General features: G+C 72.5%; 19 protein-coding genes. 2 read left to right on the top strand and 17 right to left on the bottom strand.

Annotated features, from left to right (window positions below; translation table 11 throughout):
- Positions 1–45: 45 nt before the first annotated feature.
- The 11 genes from WBQ80_RS10470 to WBQ80_RS10420 form a co-directional block, all read right to left on the bottom strand.
- Complete coding sequence (locus WBQ80_RS10470; RefSeq protein WP_204391098.1) at positions 46–333, bottom strand: HU family DNA-binding protein; 288 nt, start codon at positions 331–333, stop codon at positions 46–48.
- Positions 334–602: 269 nt separating this feature from the next.
- On the bottom strand, positions 603–908 hold the full coding sequence (gene rpsN, locus WBQ80_RS10465) for a 30S ribosomal protein S14 (RefSeq protein WP_336572566.1): 306 nt from the start codon (positions 906–908) through the stop codon (positions 603–605).
- Between the two features lie 3 nt (positions 909–911).
- Positions 912–1,079, bottom strand: a complete 168-nt coding sequence (gene rpmG, locus WBQ80_RS10460) for a 50S ribosomal protein L33 (RefSeq protein ID WP_021760158.1) — start codon at positions 1,077–1,079, stop codon at positions 912–914.
- A complete protein-coding gene (rpmB, locus tag WBQ80_RS10455; RefSeq protein ID WP_067945718.1) occupies positions 1,079–1,315 on the bottom strand; it encodes a 50S ribosomal protein L28 in 237 nt (78 codons plus the stop codon). The genes rpmG and rpmB overlap by 1 nt, the downstream gene beginning before the upstream one ends.
- 186 nt (positions 1,316–1,501) lie before the next feature.
- The gene (locus WBQ80_RS10450) at positions 1,502–2,191 is read right to left on the bottom strand and encodes a hypothetical protein (RefSeq protein ID WP_336572565.1); all 690 of its coding nucleotides are present in this window, start codon (positions 2,189–2,191) and stop codon (positions 1,502–1,504) included.
- A gap of 32 nt (positions 2,192–2,223) precedes the next feature.
- Positions 2,224–3,594 carry a glutamate decarboxylase gene (locus tag WBQ80_RS10445; protein ID WP_336572564.1) on the bottom strand — a complete coding sequence of 457 codons (1,371 nt, stop codon included), beginning with the start codon at positions 3,592–3,594 and terminating at the stop codon, positions 2,224–2,226.
- Positions 3,595–3,753: 159 nt separating this feature from the next.
- Positions 3,754–4,164 carry a Fur family transcriptional regulator gene (locus WBQ80_RS10440; RefSeq protein ID WP_336572563.1) on the bottom strand — a complete coding sequence of 137 codons (411 nt, stop codon included), beginning with the start codon at positions 4,162–4,164 and terminating at the stop codon, positions 3,754–3,756.
- Complete coding sequence (locus WBQ80_RS10435) at positions 4,161–5,003, bottom strand: metal ABC transporter permease (RefSeq protein ID WP_336572562.1); 843 nt, start codon at positions 5,001–5,003, stop codon at positions 4,161–4,163. The genes WBQ80_RS10440 and WBQ80_RS10435 overlap by 4 nt, the downstream gene beginning before the upstream one ends.
- Positions 5,003–5,908, bottom strand: coding sequence for a metal ABC transporter permease (locus WBQ80_RS10430; protein ID WP_336572561.1), 906 nt, complete (start codon positions 5,906–5,908; stop codon positions 5,003–5,005). The genes WBQ80_RS10435 and WBQ80_RS10430 overlap by 1 nt, the downstream gene beginning before the upstream one ends.
- Positions 5,909–5,945: 37 nt before the next feature.
- Entirely contained in the window at positions 5,946–6,719 is a 774-nt protein-coding gene (locus WBQ80_RS10425; RefSeq protein WP_336572560.1) for a metal ABC transporter ATP-binding protein, read from the bottom strand.
- 4 nt (positions 6,720–6,723) lie between these two features.
- Positions 6,724–7,785 carry a metal ABC transporter substrate-binding protein gene (locus tag WBQ80_RS10420; protein WP_336572559.1) on the bottom strand — a complete coding sequence of 354 codons (1,062 nt, stop codon included), beginning with the start codon at positions 7,783–7,785 and terminating at the stop codon, positions 6,724–6,726.
- A 124-nt stretch (positions 7,786–7,909) separates the two neighbouring features.
- On the opposite strand from WBQ80_RS10420, the gene WBQ80_RS10415 reads away from it, so the two are divergent.
- On the top strand, positions 7,910–8,407 hold the full coding sequence (locus WBQ80_RS10415; protein WP_336572558.1) for a GNAT family N-acetyltransferase: 498 nt from the start codon (positions 7,910–7,912) through the stop codon (positions 8,405–8,407).
- 3 nt (positions 8,408–8,410) lie between these two features.
- Here the strand turns inward: WBQ80_RS10415 and WBQ80_RS10410 are convergent, their stop codons facing one another.
- The 4 genes from WBQ80_RS10410 to WBQ80_RS10395 all read right to left on the bottom strand — a co-directional run bounded on the left by WBQ80_RS10410 (position 8,411) and on the right by WBQ80_RS10395 (position 13,181).
- Complete coding sequence (locus WBQ80_RS10410) at positions 8,411–9,832, bottom strand: dihydrolipoamide acetyltransferase family protein (RefSeq protein ID WP_336572557.1); 1,422 nt, start codon at positions 9,830–9,832, stop codon at positions 8,411–8,413.
- Positions 9,833–9,863: 31 nt separating this feature from the next.
- Complete coding sequence (locus WBQ80_RS10405) at positions 9,864–10,823, bottom strand: alpha-ketoacid dehydrogenase subunit beta (RefSeq protein WP_336572576.1); 960 nt, start codon at positions 10,821–10,823, stop codon at positions 9,864–9,866.
- Positions 10,824–10,912: 89 nt separating this feature from the next.
- The gene (locus WBQ80_RS10400; RefSeq protein ID WP_336572556.1) at positions 10,913–12,046 is read right to left on the bottom strand and encodes a thiamine pyrophosphate-dependent dehydrogenase E1 component subunit alpha; all 1,134 of its coding nucleotides are present in this window, start codon (positions 12,044–12,046) and stop codon (positions 10,913–10,915) included.
- 16 nt (positions 12,047–12,062) lie between these two features.
- Positions 12,063–13,181, bottom strand: coding sequence for a histidinol-phosphate transaminase (locus tag WBQ80_RS10395; protein WP_442892713.1), 1,119 nt, complete (start codon positions 13,179–13,181; stop codon positions 12,063–12,065).
- 43 nt (positions 13,182–13,224) lie between these two features.
- Between WBQ80_RS10395 and WBQ80_RS10390 the strand changes: the two genes are divergently transcribed.
- Complete coding sequence (locus WBQ80_RS10390; RefSeq protein WP_336572554.1) at positions 13,225–13,605, top strand: phage holin family protein; 381 nt, start codon at positions 13,225–13,227, stop codon at positions 13,603–13,605.
- Here the strand turns inward: WBQ80_RS10390 and WBQ80_RS10385 are convergent.
- Both WBQ80_RS10385 and WBQ80_RS10380 read right to left on the bottom strand, forming a co-directional pair.
- The gene (locus tag WBQ80_RS10385) at positions 13,565–15,121 is read right to left on the bottom strand and encodes a hypothetical protein (protein ID WP_336572553.1); all 1,557 of its coding nucleotides are present in this window, start codon (positions 15,119–15,121) and stop codon (positions 13,565–13,567) included. The two genes, WBQ80_RS10390 and WBQ80_RS10385, sit on opposite strands and share 41 nt — an antisense overlap.
- Entirely contained in the window at positions 15,109–15,405 is a 297-nt protein-coding gene (locus WBQ80_RS10380; RefSeq protein ID WP_336572552.1) for a hypothetical protein, read from the bottom strand. The genes WBQ80_RS10385 and WBQ80_RS10380 overlap by 13 nt, the downstream gene beginning before the upstream one ends.
- Between the last annotated feature and the right edge of the window lie 7 nt (positions 15,406–15,412).

Here is a 15,412-nt window from a genome sequence, read left to right as displayed (position 1 = left end):
GGCGCCCCTTCAGGAGTCTCGGATGCGTCGTGCGACGCGGGCGAGTTACTTCGCGGCAGCCTTGAGCTTCGAGCCCGCGGTGACCTTGACCGAGTTGCCGGCCGCGATCTGGATGGTCTCGCCCGTCTGCGGGTTGCGGCCCGTGCGGGCGGCGCGGTGGGTGCGCTCGACGGCGAGCCAGCCCGGGATGGAGACCTTGGTGCCCGAGCCGACCGAGTCGGCCAGCGTGTCGAAGAACCCGTTCAGCACGGAGTCGACGGTGCTCTGGCTCTGGTTCGTCGCCGCAGCGATCTTGGCAACGAGCTCGGACTTGTTGAGCGACTTGTCAGCCATTGAATGTCCTCCTCGGACCTTCCGCTGTGTGTCTACAGCTTCGTATGGTTACGCGGAGTCGACCTGTCGATCGCCCCCGTGGCCGTTCAGGCCGCCTCGAATGTAGCAGAGTCCCGCGGAAACACGCGGATTTCCGGGGTATCGGCGGCGGTTCGGGTGGGGGTTGACGGATGTCGCGAAGCGATCCCCGGGAACGACGAGGGGGAACGGACGACGAGAGGGGCGCCCCGGATGATCCGGGACGCCCCTCTCGGGAAGCGGGTGCGTGCCTACCAGCTCGACTTCGTGATGCCGGGCAGCTCGCCACGGTGCGCCATGTCGCGGAAGCGAACGCGCGAGATGCCGAACTTCGAGAGGTTGCCGCGGGGCCGACCGTCGATGGCGTCGCGCGAGCGCACGCGCACCGGCGAGGCGTTGCGGGGCAGCTTCTGCAGGCCGACGCGGGCGGCCTCGCGGGCCTCCTCGGTGGCGTTCGGGTCGACGAGCGTCTTCTTCAGCTCGGCGCGCTTGGCGGCATAGCGGTCGACGACCACCTTGCGCTGCTCGTTGCGCGCGATCTTGCTCTTCTTCGCCATGTCTTAGCGCTCCTCTCGGAAGTCGACGTGCTTGCGCACCACGGGGTCGTACTTCTTGAGCACGAGGCGGTCGGGGTTGTTGCGGCGGTTCTTGCGGGTCACGTACGTGTACCCGGTGCCGGCCGTCGAACGGAGCTTGATGATCGGGCGGATGTCCTGCTGCTTCGCCATCAGAGCTTCACCCCACGAGCCTGGATGTCACGGACGACCGCCTCGATGCCGCGGGCGTCGATCACCTTGATGCCCTTGGCGGACACGTTCAGGGTGACGTTGCGACGAAGCGAGGGCACGTAGTACGTCTTCTTCTGCACGTTCGGGTCGAAGCGGCGCTTCGTCCGGCGGTGCGAGTGCGAGATGTTGTGTCCGAAGCCGGGGACGGCTCCGGTCACCTGGCACACTGCTGCCATTGGTCTTTCCTCCAATACCGAGGGGCCGGACGGCCCCTCCCAAGGTCACTTGTCTGCAGACGAGCCCCTCCGCTTGCGCGGTAGATACAGGGGGATCCATCCACGGTCTGGACGGTGGAAGCGCCCAGCCAAACGACGATCCTACCAGAACCGCCCCGGTCGGCCGAAACGAGTGCGTCGCGCGGGTCACCGGTCCGCGGCATCCGCCCCGATCGGTCCGCCCGCGCCATCCGCCTCGGCGTCGATCGTGCGGCGCGACAGCAGCGCGGCGGCGAGGAAGCACAGCGCGCCGACCAGGGTGCCGAGGTTCGCCCAGAAGGTGCTGACGAGGCTCTCCGTGTCCGGGTCGACGTAGGCGCCGACGGCCGAGACGGCGAACGCGATCGAGCCGAGCAGGTTGAGCCACGTGCCGTGCCAGGTGCGCGAGTCGGCGTCCCAGAGCTCGCCCCGGTCCTTCGTCGCGACCACGGCGAGCACGCTCGAGACGAGGAAGGCGATCGAGCCCCACGCGTCCGGTCGCCAGCCCGCCCCGAGCCGCGTCGGGTCGGCGATGGCCGCGAGGAGCGCGACGAACGTGCTCACGTTGAAGCACAGGGTGCCGGCGAACTGGATCGCCGCGGCCCACCAGTCCGCGCGGTCGGCGCCGTTCGTGCCGGCGCGGGGCGGCCGCCGGCCGCTGAGGCTCAGCTGGATGAACGCCGCCAGCGTGAAGAAGATCGATCCGGCGAAGAAGGTGACGCCGAGCGCGACCGCCCCCGCCCATCCCTGGTACGACGGGATCGCGCCGACGGCGAAGCAGACGGACCCGACCGCGAAGCCCCAGGCCTCGCGGCGCAGCCGCCGTCGCCGACCGGTGCGTCCGTCGATTGCGCTCATGCCCGCGGCATCCGCTCGCCCCGCCGGCCGGCTCAGTGGTGGAACCCGGCCTTCTGGCCCTCGGTGGGCATGGGCGACGAGAGCCCGTCGAGCCAGGCCGTCTCGATCCGGATGTCCTCGAGGAGCTCGTCGGCGAGGTCGCGGCTGAGGCCGTTGCGCACCACGATGCGCTGCACGGTGAGGTCGCTCATGTCATCCGGCATCGGGTAGGCGGGAACGAGCCACCCCTTCATGCGCAGGCGATCCGAGAGGTGGTAGAGGTTCCACTTGTCGGTGTAGCCCGGCTTCAGCCGCCAGGCGAACACGGGGATGTCGGATCCGTCGCTCCAGAGGTCGAACGCGCCGATCTCGGCGATGCCCGTCGAGAGGTACTTCGCGACGTCCTGGCACTCCTGCTGGATGGCGGTGTAGCCCTCACGACCCAGGCGGAGGACCTGGTAGTACTGCAGCAGCACCTGCGCGCCCGGCCGCGAGAAGTTCAGCGCGAGGGTCGGCATGTCGCCGCCGAGGTAGCTCACGCGGAAGATCAGCTCGTCGGGCAACGCGTCGAGCGTGCGCCACACGATCCACCCGACACCGGGGTAGACGAGGCCGTACTTGTGGCCGGAGGTGCTGATCGAGTGGACCCGCGGAAGGCGGAAGTCCCACTCGATCTCCGGCTGCAGGAACGGTGCGATCATGCCGCCGGACGCCCCGTCGACGTGGATCGGCACGTCGAGCCCGGTCTTCTCCTGCAGCGCGTCGAGCGCCGCGGCGATCTCCTTCACCGGCTCGTACAGGCCCGTGTAGGTCACGCCCATGATGGCGACGACGCCGATCGTGTTCTCGTCGACGTACTGCTCGAGCTGGCTGCCGTCGAGCATCGGGTGCTCGTCGGTCACCGGCACGTACCGCGGCTCGACCTCGAAGTAGTTGCAGAACTTCTCCCAGCACACCTGCACCGCGGAGCTCATGATGAGGTTCGGCCGCTCGGTCGACTTCCCGGCGGCACGACGGGCGATCTGCCATCGCCGCTTGAACGCGAGGCCGCCGAGCATGCACGCCTCGGACGAACCGATCGTCGACGTGCCGATCGAGTCCTTCACGTCCGGCACGTTCCAGAGGGAGGCATGGATCCGCCAGCAGTTCTCCTCGATCGCCGCCGTGCGGGGGTACTCGTCCTTGTCGATCATGTTCTTGTCGTACGACTCGGCGTAGAGCCGGTCGGCCTCGTCGCCCATCCACGTCGCGACGAAGGTCGCGAGGTTCAGGCGCGCATTGCCGTCGAGCATCGTCTCGTCGTGCACGATCTGGTACGCCGAACCGGGATCCATCTCGACGTCGGGGATCGTGGACCGGGGTGCGGCGGATCGAACCGCCGACCTCGTGTAGGTGGGAGCGAGCACGCTGGGATCGTGTTCCATGCCGCGGTCCTTCCGATCGGTCGGCGACCCGCTCACGACGGGCGCGCGTACCCGATGGGGCGCGTGGCCATGGAGGCGCCGGGCCCCCCGGACCGGATCCACCTGCTTGCCGCCGACACTACGCCCGGAGTCGCCGCGCGCGGAAGAGGGGGGAGGCCGTCAGGCGCGCCCGGCCTCCTCGTCCTGCAGTCGCGAGCACTCCGCGCACAGCCCGAACACGTCGACCACGTGAGCGGCTCGCGTGAAGCCGTGCTCGCCCGCCACGCGCTTGGCCCACGCCTCGACCTCGTCGGCCGCGATCTCGACCGTGAGCCCGCAGTTGCGGCAGATCAGGTGGTGGTGATGGCCGGTCGTGCTGCACGCCCGGTAGATCGCCTCGCCCTCGGGCGACTGCAGGCTGTCGGCGTCGCCGCTCGCGGTCAGGTCGCCGAGCGCACGGTAGACCGTCGCGAGCCCGATCGGCGAGCCGCTGGCGTGCAGGGCCGAGTGCAGCGCCTGCGCGCTGATGAACCCGTCGGTGGCGTCGAGTGCCTCGCGCACCGCTTCGCGCTGCCAGGTGTTGCGTTTCATGCGATCCGTGCGTCCTCCGCGGTCTCCACGGGGATGGGAGTCCGTCTCGAGGGTAGTCGCCGAAGCTTGGAGCCACCCAGCGCGATGAGCAGGAACGCGGTCGCCGCGAGCACGATCGAGGGCCCCGCCGCGACGCCCGCGAACCGCGACACGAGCACCCCGACGACCCCCGACGCGGCCCCGATGACGGGCGCCGCGACGAGCACGCCCCGGAACGTGGGCATGACGACGCGCGCGGCGGCGGCGGGCGCCGCGAGCAGGGCGATCGCGAGGATCGCACCGACGGCGGGCAGCGAGCTCACGACGGATGCCGCGGTCAGCCCGAGGACGAGCAGCTCGACCGGCCACTCGCGGAAGCCCGCGGCGCGGTATCCCGCGGGGTCGAACGTCGAGAACACGATGCGCGTGCCGAACACGGCCACGATGACGACGGACGCCACCAGCACGACGGTCGCGAGCGCGATGTCGCCGTCGCTCACGGTCAGGATCGACCCGACGAGCAGCGACTCGGGCTGCACCGGCAGCCCGGGGATGACGGCCTGCAGCAGCGCGCCGAGCGCGAAGCCGCCCGTGAGCACGATGCCGGCGGCGACCTGTGCGCCCTGGTGCCGCACCCGCGCGATCGCGGTCATGACGCCGACGATGGCGACGGATGCCACGGCCGCCCCGAGCGGCACGCTCACCCCGAGCGCCGCGGCGAGGACGGCGCCGGGGTAGGTCGCGTGCGTGAGCGCCTGCGCGAAGAACGTGCGGCGGCGGAGCACGACGAGGGCACCGACGAAGCCCGCGCCGGCGCCGATCACGACGGCGGCGAGCATCGCCCGCTCGAAGTAGCCCATCACCCCTCCCCCGCGATCGCCGGATCGCCGACCGTGCCGGCGACCCGCCTCGGCGCCGCCGCGCGGTCGACGACGAGCCGCACCGCGAGCACGAGGGCGTACACCGCGACGAACACGGCGACGACGGTGCTGCCCGCCGGCAGGTCGACGCCCGCCCCGACCGAGATGGCGAAGCCCGCGGAGAGGCCGAGCCAGGCGCTCACCGCGGCCACCGCCGCCGCCGCGGGGAACAGCCACCACAGCCGGCGCGTGACCAGGCGCGCCGCGGCGCCCGGCACGATGAGCAGCGCGAGCACGAGGAGGGCGCCGACGGTGCTCGCGCCCGCGACCACGACGAGCGCGATCGCCGAATTGAGGACGAGGTCGAGCGCGAGCGCGCGGTCGCCGGACGCGCGGCTGGCGGCCGCGTCGAACGCCCGGAAGATCTGCTGCTTCACCGTGGCGGCGACGAGCGCGGCGGCCACGAGCGACACCACGAGGAGCGGCAGCACGTCGGCCGGCGCGATGGTGAGGACCCTCCCGAACAGCAGCTCCTCGAGCGCCGAGGCGTAGTCGGTCCCGCGCGACACCACGAGGACGCCGACGCTGAACGTGGCGGTGAGCACCACGGCGACCGCGGCGTCCGAGGCGATGCCGGCGCGCATGAGCAGCGTGAGGGCGACCGCGCCGGCGAGGGCGGCGATCGCGGCGCCCGGGACGAGGCCGGCGGTGCCGCCGACGGCCAGGCCGATCGCGAGGCCGGGGAAGACCGCGTGCGTGAGTCCGTCGCTCACGAACTCGAGGCCTCGGAGGTTGACGAGCACGCCGACGATGCCGGCGACGACCGCGAGCACGAGCAGCACGAGCAGCGCCCGACCCATGAAGGGCAGGGCGTAGGCGCCGACGAGCGCGTCGCCGGCACTCACCGCGGACCGCTCCCCCGCGCGCATTCCCGAAGCGGCATCAATGCCCCTCGTGGCCCGGCACGACGAGGGTGTGCTCGTCGATCTCGACCTCGACGCCCTCGAAGCACTGCTGCACGTTCTCGAGCGTGAGGACCTCGTCGACGCGACCGCAGCCGACCTGCTCGCGGTTGACGAGGAGGGCCGTGTCGCACACGGTGCGCGCGAGCTCGAGGTCGTGCGTCGAGACGACGACGGCCACGCCGCGGGACTTGAGCGTGTGCAGGGTCTCGATGAGCGCGTCGCGATTCGGCTGGTCGAGCCCGTTGAACGGCTCGTCGAGCAGCAGCAGGCGCGGCTCGGACGCGAGCGCGCGCGCGAGCAGCCCGCGCTGCCGCTGCCCGCCGGACAGCTCGCCGAACCGGCGCTCAGCGAGGTCGGCGAGTCCGACGGTCTCGAGCGCCCGACGGACGACCTCGCGATCGTGCCGTCCCGGCCAGCGGAACAGCCCGAGGCGGCGGTAGCGCCCCTGCATCACGACCTGCGCGAGGCTGATCGGGAAATCTGGGTCGACCTCGGCGGACTGGGGCAGGAACCCGATCATGCCGTCAGCGGCATCCGTTCGGCCGCCGAACCGGAGCTCGCCCTCGACGAGCGGCACGAGGCCCAGGATGCCGCGCAGCAGGGTCGACTTGCCGGCGCCGTTCGGCCCGATCACGGCCACGGCCTCGCCCGCCCGCACCCGGAAGCGCAGGCCGGAGACCCCCGCTCCGCCCGGGTACCGGAAGGCGGCGCCTCGCAGGGCGAGCACGGGTTCGGCGCCGGCGTCGGTCATGCGGTCATCCTCCCAGCACGTCGGGCAGCGCGGAAGGCTCGACGCCCCACGACTCGAGGATCAGGCGGGCGTTGTGGACCTGGCTGCCGAGGTAGGTCCCGCCTTCGCTGCCGGGCTCCCCCAGCGAGTCGCCGTAGAGCGCGTCCCCGCCCGAGTACACGGCGACGCCGGCTTCGTCCGCGATGGTCTCGGCGGCCTTCGCCGAGATGGACGCCTCGGAGAACACCGCCTGCACGCCCGTCTCGCGGATGCGCTCGACGAGGGCGTCGATCTCGGACGCGCTGGGCTCGGCGTTGTCGTCGAAGCTCGGGATGACGCTCCCGACGAACGTGACGTCGTAGGCGTCGAGGAAGTAGGTGAACGCGTCGTGGTTGGTCACGAGCAGGCGATCCTCGACGGGCACCTGCGCGACGTTCTCCTCGATCCAGGCGTCGAGCGCCTCGACGCGGGCCAGGTACTCCGCCTCCCCCGCGCGCACCGCCTCGGCGTCGACGCCGTCGAGCTCGGCCAGGCCGTCGGCGATGTTCTCGACCATGCGCGAGGCGAGTCCGGGGTCCGTCCAGATGTGCGGGTTGCCCTCGCCGTGGGCGTGCTCGTCCTCGGCATGTGCTTCGTCCGCGTGCTCCTCGGCGGACTCGTCGGCATGCTCGTCCTCGGCGTGCTCGCCGTCGACGTGCTCGCCGTCCGTGGCGGCCAGCTCGATGCCCGTGCTCGCGTCGATCAGCGAACCCTCGAAGCCCGACGCCGCGATGGCGTCGTCGAGCCAGCTCTCGAGCCCGGCACCGTTGACCACGAGCGCGTCGGCCTCGCCGAGGGCGAGCAGCTGCGCCGCCGACGGGTCGAACGAGTGAGCGCTCTGCCCGGCCGCGAGCAGCGGCGTGACCTCGACCGCGTCTCCCCCGACCTCGCGCGCGAAGTCGGCCACCTGCGTCGTGGTCGCGACGACGGTCGGCGTGCCGTCGGCCGTGTCGCCGCCGGTCGTGGCGCAGCCCGCGAGCACGGTGGCGGATGCCGCGGCGAGGGCGGGCGCGAGCAGGCGGAGGCGACGATTCGGTGCGGCGGGCATGCCACGAGCGTACCTTATTGATAATGATTGTCACAACCAGTAGCCACCACCGACACGACCGCCGATGACGCCGGGTTGTGGACGGCGTTCCCGAAGGACGGTGGGCCATGCCAGAGTGTCAGCCGTGGAAATCGCCACGACCCGGATCACCCTGCACCCGTTCACCGTCGCCGACGCCGAGCGCGTGCTCGCCGGCGACGTCGACCCCCTCGACGGCTGGGAGGGCGGCTACTCGTTCACCGACGAGCCCGACCTCCTCGCCGAGTACGTCAGCGCCGTCCGTCGCAACGGCGACCCCGCGCCGTTCGGTCCCTACCTCGTCCGGCGCGCCGACGGGGGAGTGCAGGACGGGTCCGCGATCGGGGGCGTGAACCTCTTCGGCCCGCCCGACGAGCGCGGTGCCGTCGAGTTCGGCTTCGGCCTGGTGCCCGCCGTGCGCGGCGAGGGACTCGCGCGCGACGTGGTGGCCGAGACGCTGGCGCTGATCCGCTCGACCGGTGCCGCCGTCGCGCGCGCCGAGTGCGAGATCGCGAACCTGCCCGCCCGCCGCGTGCTCGAGCACGCGGGCCTCGGCGAGGTCGCACGAGGCGACGACGCGGTGGTGTACGAGATCCGCCTCTAGGCGTCAGTCGAGCAGGAGCGCGGGCTCCTCGATGATCGACGCGACGTCGGCGAGGAACCGGCTGGCCACGTCGCCGTCGACGACGCGGTGGTCGAACGACCCGCCGATCGTCGTGACGTAGCGCGGGCGCACCTCGCCGTCGACGACCCATGGCTTCTGCTTGATCGTGCCGAGCGCGACGATCGCGACCTCGCCCGTGTTGAGGATCGGAGTGCCGGTGTCCATGCCGAACACGCCGATGTTCGTGATCGTGATGGTGCCGCCCTGCATCTCGGCCGGCTGCGTCCTGCCCTCCCGCGCCGTGAGCGTCAGCTGCTCGAGCGCCGCGGCGAGCTCGACCATCGACATGGCCTGCGCCTCCTTGACGTTCGGCACGATGAGGCCGCGCGGGGTCGCCGCCGCGACGCCGAGGTTGACGTAGTGCTTGACGATGATCTCGTCGTCGGTCCACTGCGCGTTCACGGTCGGGTTGCGTCGTGCCGCCCAGATCATCGCCTTCGCCATGATGAGCAGCGGCGACACCCTGACCCCCGCGAAGTCGGGCGAGGCCTTCAGTCGCTTGACGAACTCCATCGTGCGCGTCGCATCGACGTCGACGAAGACCGACACATGCGGCGCGGAGTATGCGCTTTGCACCATCGTCTGGGCGATCGCCTTGCGCACGCCCTTGACGGGAATGCGCGTCTCGCGGTCGGTGGGGGCCTCGGGCGTCTGGATGTTGCGGAAGACGCTCGCCTGCTGGGCGTCGCGGATCACGTCGTCGCGCGTGATGTCGCCGATCGGCCCGGTGGGCGCGACGCGGGACAGGTCGACGCCGAGGTCCTTCGCGAGCTTGCGGATCGGGGGCTTGGCGATGACGGGCACACCGGCGTCGAAGCGCTCCGCAGGTCGGGCCGAGGCGGCCACGACGGGCGGCTCCGCCGCGATGGCGGGCGCGGGGGCGCGGGACGGCAGGGGAGCGGGCGTCGCCGGCGCGGGGGGCGCGAGGTGCTCGTGGGCGCCACCGGGCGACGGATGCCGCCGACGGCGGCTGGTCGTCGGTCCGGTGCTGCCGTGGCCGACCAGCACGGCGCCGCCCGCCTCGTCGGCCGGCGCAGCCGGCGGCGTCGACGACGCCTCGGGCGCGGAGGTGCCGGTCGCCGGCACTGACGAGGCCGGGGGAGCCGCGGACATGCCGTCAGCGGCATCCGTCTGGATCACGAGGATCGGCGTGCCGACGTCGACCGTGCGCCCCTCCTCGACGAGGAGCTCGGCGACGACGCCCTCGAACGCACTCGGCAGCTCGACGAGCGACTTGGCGGTCTCGATCTCGACGAAGACCTGGTCGAGTGCGATGCGGTCCCCGGGCGCGACGCGCCACTGGACGATCTCGGCCTCGGTGAGGCCCTCGCCCACATCGGGAAGCGGGAACCGGATCTCACTCATGGTGCTCCTCGGGAGGTTGCGTCGGGTGCGGTCAGTACGCCATCGAGCGGTCGACGGCCTCGAGCACGCGATCGGCGCTCGGCAGGTACTCGGTCTCGAGCGCGGCGGGCGGGAACGGCGTGTCGAAGCTCGACACGCGCAGCACGGGCGCCTCGAGCGAGTAGAACGCCCGCTCCGCCACGGTCGCGGCGATCTCGGAGCCGACGCTGACGAATCCGTAGGCCTCCTGCGCCACCACGAGGCGACCGGTGCGCTGCACGGAGTCGAGGATGGGGCCGTAGTCGATGGGGGAGAGGGAGCGGACGTCGACGACCTCGAGGCTGCGGCCCTCGCCCGCGGCGATGTCGGCGGCCTGCAGCAGGGTCGCGACCATCGCGCCGTGGCCGACGACGGTGACGTCGTCGCCGCGGCGGATGACGCGACTCGCGTGAAGCGGGAGGCCGGAGTGGTCGTGGTCGACGGGGCCCTTGCCCCAGTACCGGCTCTTCGGCTCGAAGAAGAGCACCGGGTCGTTCGATGCGATGGCCTCTTGGATCATCCAGTAGGCGTCGTGCGGCGAGGACGGCGCCACGACCCTGAGGCCCGGCGTGTGGGCGAAGTAGGCCTCCGGGCTCTCCTGGTGATGCTCGATCGAGCCGATGTGCCCGCCGTACGGCACGCGGATGACGACCGGCATCGGCATGCCGCCGTCGTGGCGCAGGTTCAGCCGGCTGAGCTGGGTCGTGATCTGGTCGAACGCGGGGAAGATGAAGCCGTCGAACTGGATCTCGACGACCGGCCGGTAGCCGCGCATCGCCAGGCCGATCGCCGTGCCGACGATGCCGGACTCGGCGAGCGGGGTGTCGAGCACTCGCTGCTCGCCGAACTCGTCGAGCAGCCCCTCGGTGACGCGGAACACACCGCCGAGGCGACCGATGTCCTCGCCCATCAGGAGCACCTTCGGGTCGGTGCGCAGCGCCTCGCGGAGGCCCGCCGTGATGGCCTTCGCCATCGACAGCGTGTGCACGCCGCGCAGCGCCGGCGCCGCGGCATCCGCTGCACCGGCCGTCGCCTCGGTCGACGTGGGGACGGTCTCGACGCTCACTGGCCTTCTCCCTCGAACGAGTTCTCGTACGCCTCGAGCCACGCCGCCTGGGCCTCGACGACCGGGTGGGGCTCGCTGTAGACGTGCTCGAAGATCGCCGACCGCGGGGGAGCGGTGGCGTCGAGCGCGCGGCGACGGAGGTCGGCGGCGACATCCCCCGCCTCGGCATCGACCTCGTCGAAGAACGCGGCCGACGCACCGCGACCCTCGAGCCACGTGCGGTAGCGCGTGAGGGGATCGCGGGCCGTCCAGTACGCGACCTCGTCGTCGGTGCGGTACTTCGTCGGGTCGTCGGCGGTCGTGTGGGCGCCCATGCGGTAGGTGACGGCCTCGATGAGGCTCGGCCCCGCGCCCGCACGAGCCTCCTCGAGCGCGTGCCGCGTCACGGCGTAGCTCACGAGCACGTCGTTGCCGTCGATGCGGATGCCCGGCATGCCGAAGCCGCCGCCGCGGAGCGAGAGCGGGCTGCGCGACTGGCGCGAGACCGGCACCGAGATCGCCCACTGGTTGTTCTGCACGAAGAAGACCTGAGGGGTCTGGTAGCTGCTCGCGAAGACCAGCGCCTCGCTCGCGTCGCCCTGCGACGTGGAGCCGTCGCCGTAGTACACGAGCACGGCGGCATCCGCCTCGGGGTCGCCCGTCGCGGTCGCACCGTCGAACTGCAGGCCCATGGCGTACCCGGTCGCATGGAGGGTCTGCGAGGCGAGCACGAGCGTGTAGAGGTGGAAGTTGCCGTTCTCGGAGGGGTTCCACCCGCCGAGGGTCACGCCGCGCAGCAGCTTGACGATGTCGACGGGGTCGAGGCCCCGGATCATGCCGACGACGTGCTCGCGGTACGACGGGAAGATGTGGTCCTGCGGGCGTGCGGCTCGGGCGGACCCGACCTGCGCGGCCTCCTGGCCGTGGCTCGGGACCCACAGCGCGAGCTGTCCCTGCCGCTGCAGGTTGGCGCCCATGACGTCGATGCGCCGCGAGACGGCCATGTCGCGGTAGAACTGCTCGAGCGCGGCATCCGGCAGCGCCTCGATGACGGGGAGGTACGGCTCCGCCTCGGCCGACGGCCGCAGCTCGCCCTCGTGGGTGAGGAGCTGGAGCGTCGGGGCGGTGAACTCGCGTGAGGGGGCTGCCACCGTTCCACGGTACCCGCTAGGTGGAGGGCCCTTCTTGTGAAGGACCGACAAGCTCCCCGAGAACCCTTAGGAGCAGGTCCACAGCCTCGGCTTCGCCGACCGAGATCCGGATGCCGTCGCCGGGGAACGCGCGGGCGACGATGCCTGACTCGAAGAGCCGCTCGGCCACCTCGACGGTTCGCCCGCCCGTGGGCAGCCAGACGAAGTTCCCCTGCGCCTCCGGGATCGGCCAGCCCTGCGCGAGCAGGGCGGCCCGCAGGTCGTCGCGGCGGCGGGCGAGCACGTCGACCCGGCGCAGCAGCTCGGCCTCGGGCTCGGGCTGGATGGCGGCGATGGCACCGGCCGTCGCGACCGCGGTGACGCCGAGCGGGATGGCGGTCGCGCGCGCCGCGTCGAGGATCGGGACCGGGCCGATCGCGTACCCGACTCGAACGCCGGCGAGGCCGTAGGCCTTCGAGAAGGTGCGGAGCACCACGAGGTTCGGGTGGCGGCCCGTGAGCTCGCTGCCGTCGACGGCGTCGTCGTCGCGCACGAACTCGGCATAGGCCTCGTCGAGGATCACGAGCCGGTCGGCGGGCACCCGGGCCATGAACCGCTCGAACTCGTCGCGGGTCACGGCGACACCCGTCGGGTTGTTCGGCGAGCACACGATGACCACGCGCGTGCGGTCGGTGACCGCCTCGGCCATCGCGTCGAGGTCGTGCCCGTGGTCGGCGCGGTTCGGCACCTGCACGCTCGTGGCGCCGGCGACCGTGACGAGGCCGGGATAGGCCTCGAACGAGCGCCACGAGTAGACGACCTCGTCGCCGGGCTGCGCGGCGGCGAGGACGAACTGCGCCAGGAGCGACACCGAGCCGGCCCCGACGAGCACCTCGTCGGAGGAGACGCCCCAGCGCTCGGCGAGCCGCTCGCGGAGGGCCAGCGCCGTGGCATCCGGATACCGGTTGACCTCGGCCGCGGCGGCGGCGATGGCCTCCTGCACCTCGGGCACGGGACCCCACGGGTTCTCGTTGCTCGAGAGCTTGAATCCGTTCGCCGGGGCCGGTCGACCCTGTCGATACGGCGGAAGCGCGGCGATCTCGGGTCGCAGGCGCACGGGCGTGGTCGTGGGCTCCGATGCGGTCACGGATTCCACCGTACCCCTTCGGCGGGACGCGGTCCGCTGCCATAGTTGAGCCATGCGCTTCATCCTGAAGGTCGTCGTCTCGGCGTTCGCGCTGTGGCTGACGACGCTCCTCGTCTCGGGCGTCAGCGTGATCCCGTACGACGACACCGACCTCGCGACGGTGCTGACCTACCTGCTCATCGCGCTGATCTTCGGCGTCGTCAACGCCACGATCGGCACGGCGATCCGGATCGTCGCGTTCCCGCTCTACGTGCTGACGCTCGGGCTCATCTCGTTCATCGTCAACGGGCTGCTGCTGCTCATCGTGCACTGGCTCAGCGGGCTCATGGGCTTCGGGCTCGAGGTCGACGGGTTCTGGTGGGGCGTCCTGGGCGCACTCGTGCTGGGGCTCATCAGCTGGCTGATCGGCCTGGTGGTGCGTCCGCGCGACTAGCGCCGATCGGGCCGGGCGCGGCGGGGGCGAGCGTCTCGGCCCCGGGCACGCGCTCGGCGTGCCACTCGGTGGTGGTCGCAGGCGATCCGCCCGTGAGGTCGCCCACCAGGCGGGCGAAGTCGCGCAGCCGCGGGTCCTCCGACGCGTCGACGGCGTCGGCGGTGCCGCGGTACGCGGCGAGCGCGTGCGCCGGGAGGGGATCGTCGAGCGTGGGCTCGAGTCGGCCCAGGCTGCGCTCGACGACCAGGCGTCCGTCGGCCGCCACGCCCGTCCCGGCCGTCGCGGGGACGAGGTCCTCGGCGTGCTCGACCGAGAGCACGGGCGTGGATCCGCTCGGCACCTGCGCGACCGGCCCGCCGAAGCTGACCGCGCCGACCACGCTGAGCCGGGGGTCCGCTGCGAGGTTCGCGGCGATGATCCCGCCGGCGGAGTGACCCACGACGAGCACCGGGTCGCCGGGCGCGATCCCGGCGGCCTCCATGGCCGCGCGGACCGAGCGCTCGCCGGCGCCCGGCTGGGGCGGGAGACCCACGCTGCCGGCCGACGCCGAGGCATCCGCCACCGAGTGGAGGTTCGAGGTCGAGTCGTACGGCTCGCGCTCGGGCACGACGCCGAAGTCGACCGTGCCGCTCGAGTAGACGATCCAGCGGGGACCGTCGTCACCCTCGTACCGCTCGATCCGGATCTGGGGCTCGCCCGGTGGGCCGGCGGGGATGCGCTCGGCGAGGTCGCCCACGCCGTGAGGCGGCGCGGACGCCGGCGGCCCGAACGGCGACACCGCCGATCGCGGTGTCATCCTGCGCTCGACGCGGACCTCGGTCTCGCGCAGGCCCCGGGTTCCCGCGACGAGCCCCGAAGCCGAGGCCGCGCCGACCAGGAGCGCCGCGTTCTCCGGAGCGTCGAGCGCCGCTCCCACGCCGAACAGCCCTCCGGACCGGAACAGGCCGGCGAGGAACTCGTCGAGGTTGCCGCCGGCCGCGCGCACCATCGCGACGAACGCCGGGTCGGAGAGGATCGGGAGCCCGTGCTGCTCGACGAGCGCGGCGAGCCCCGCCGATGCCGCCCCGGGCCCGGCCAGGAGCGACCCGAGCACGACGCCGGGCGCGATGATCGCGGAGGCCGAGGCGCCGGCGAGCAGGAGGCCGGGCGCCACGACGCCGAGCAGCCCGGCGCCCAACCGCGTGCCGGCCTCGCGGCCCACCGTGGCGAGCCAGTCGGCTGCGGCGTAGCCCCCGGCGCTCGCCACGAGCGACCAGGAGAGGGCGGTGCACTCCGCCTCGCCCGCGCGGAAACCTGCCGACGCGGTGTCGAGGTCGCGGAGCCCGGCGGCGAGGCCGGCGAGGCCCGGCCCGAGCTCGCCCGGCCCGAGCTCGCCGAGCCGGTCCCGGATGCCGCAGGCCCGTGCGGCCCAGCCGTGCAGGATGTGCGCGACGGTCGAGAGCCTCGCCGCCTCGGCGAGCAGCGCCTCCGTCTCGACCGAGACCGAGCCGCCTCCGCGGACGCTCAGCTCGCCCAATGCGGCGCCCCGTTCCGGCGAGCGTGGTCGAGCGCCGCGACCAGGGCGCCCTCGGCCTCGCGCACGAGGTGCTCCGCGCCGGCGATGGCGACGCGGATCTCGCGCACGCGCCCCGCGTAGTTCTCCGCCGCCCCCGCGTGCCATCCGTCGAGCCGATCGAGCAGCAGCCCGGCGCGCATCTGCTCGACCTCGACCCGCAGGACGCGCACGGCGAGGAGCTCGCGCTCGAGCGCTTCGGCCCGTCGCGACGCGCGGAGGGCGGCGAGGGCGAGGTCGGCGGTCACACGTCGA

The organism is Agromyces sp. CCNWLW213, assembly GCF_037199545.1.
Lineage (GTDB): Bacteria > Actinomycetota > Actinomycetes > Actinomycetales > Microbacteriaceae > Agromyces.
Note: the sequence above shows the minus strand (reverse complement) of the source record. Positions and strands in the feature narration are given on the sequence as shown.

Coding starts and splice junctions, on each gene's coding strand:
- WBQ80_RS10410 (WP_336572557.1), bottom strand. CDS start 9,832: ATGAGTGAGATCCGGTTCCCGCTTCCCGATGTGGGCGAGGGCCTCACC.
- WBQ80_RS10390 (WP_336572554.1), top strand. CDS start 13,225: ATGCGCTTCATCCTGAAGGTCGTCGTCTCGGCGTTCGCGCTGTGGCTG.
- WBQ80_RS10435 (WP_336572562.1), bottom strand. CDS start 5,003: ATGGGCTACTTCGAGCGGGCGATGCTCGCCGCCGTCGTGATCGGCGCC.
- WBQ80_RS10425 (WP_336572560.1), bottom strand. CDS start 6,719: ATGACCGACGCCGGCGCCGAACCCGTGCTCGCCCTGCGAGGCGCCGCC.
- WBQ80_RS10470 (WP_204391098.1), bottom strand. CDS start 333: ATGGCTGACAAGTCGCTCAACAAGTCCGAGCTCGTTGCCAAGATCGCT.
- WBQ80_RS10445 (WP_336572564.1), bottom strand. CDS start 3,594: ATGGAACACGATCCCAGCGTGCTCGCTCCCACCTACACGAGGTCGGCG.
- rpmG (WP_021760158.1), bottom strand. CDS start 1,079: ATGGCGAAGCAGCAGGACATCCGCCCGATCATCAAGCTCCGTTCGACG.
- rpmB (WP_067945718.1), bottom strand. CDS start 1,315: ATGGCAGCAGTGTGCCAGGTGACCGGAGCCGTCCCCGGCTTCGGACAC.
- WBQ80_RS10420 (WP_336572559.1), bottom strand. CDS start 7,785: ATGCCCGCCGCACCGAATCGTCGCCTCCGCCTGCTCGCGCCCGCCCTC.
- WBQ80_RS10405 (WP_336572576.1), bottom strand. CDS start 10,823: ATGGCGAAGGCCATCACGGCGGGCCTCCGCGAGGCGCTGCGCACCGAC.
- WBQ80_RS10440 (WP_336572563.1), bottom strand. CDS start 4,164: ATGAAACGCAACACCTGGCAGCGCGAAGCGGTGCGCGAGGCACTCGAC.
- WBQ80_RS10450 (WP_336572565.1), bottom strand. CDS start 2,191: ATGAGCGCAATCGACGGACGCACCGGTCGGCGACGGCGGCTGCGCCGC.
- rpsN (WP_336572566.1), bottom strand. CDS start 908: ATGGCGAAGAAGAGCAAGATCGCGCGCAACGAGCAGCGCAAGGTGGTC.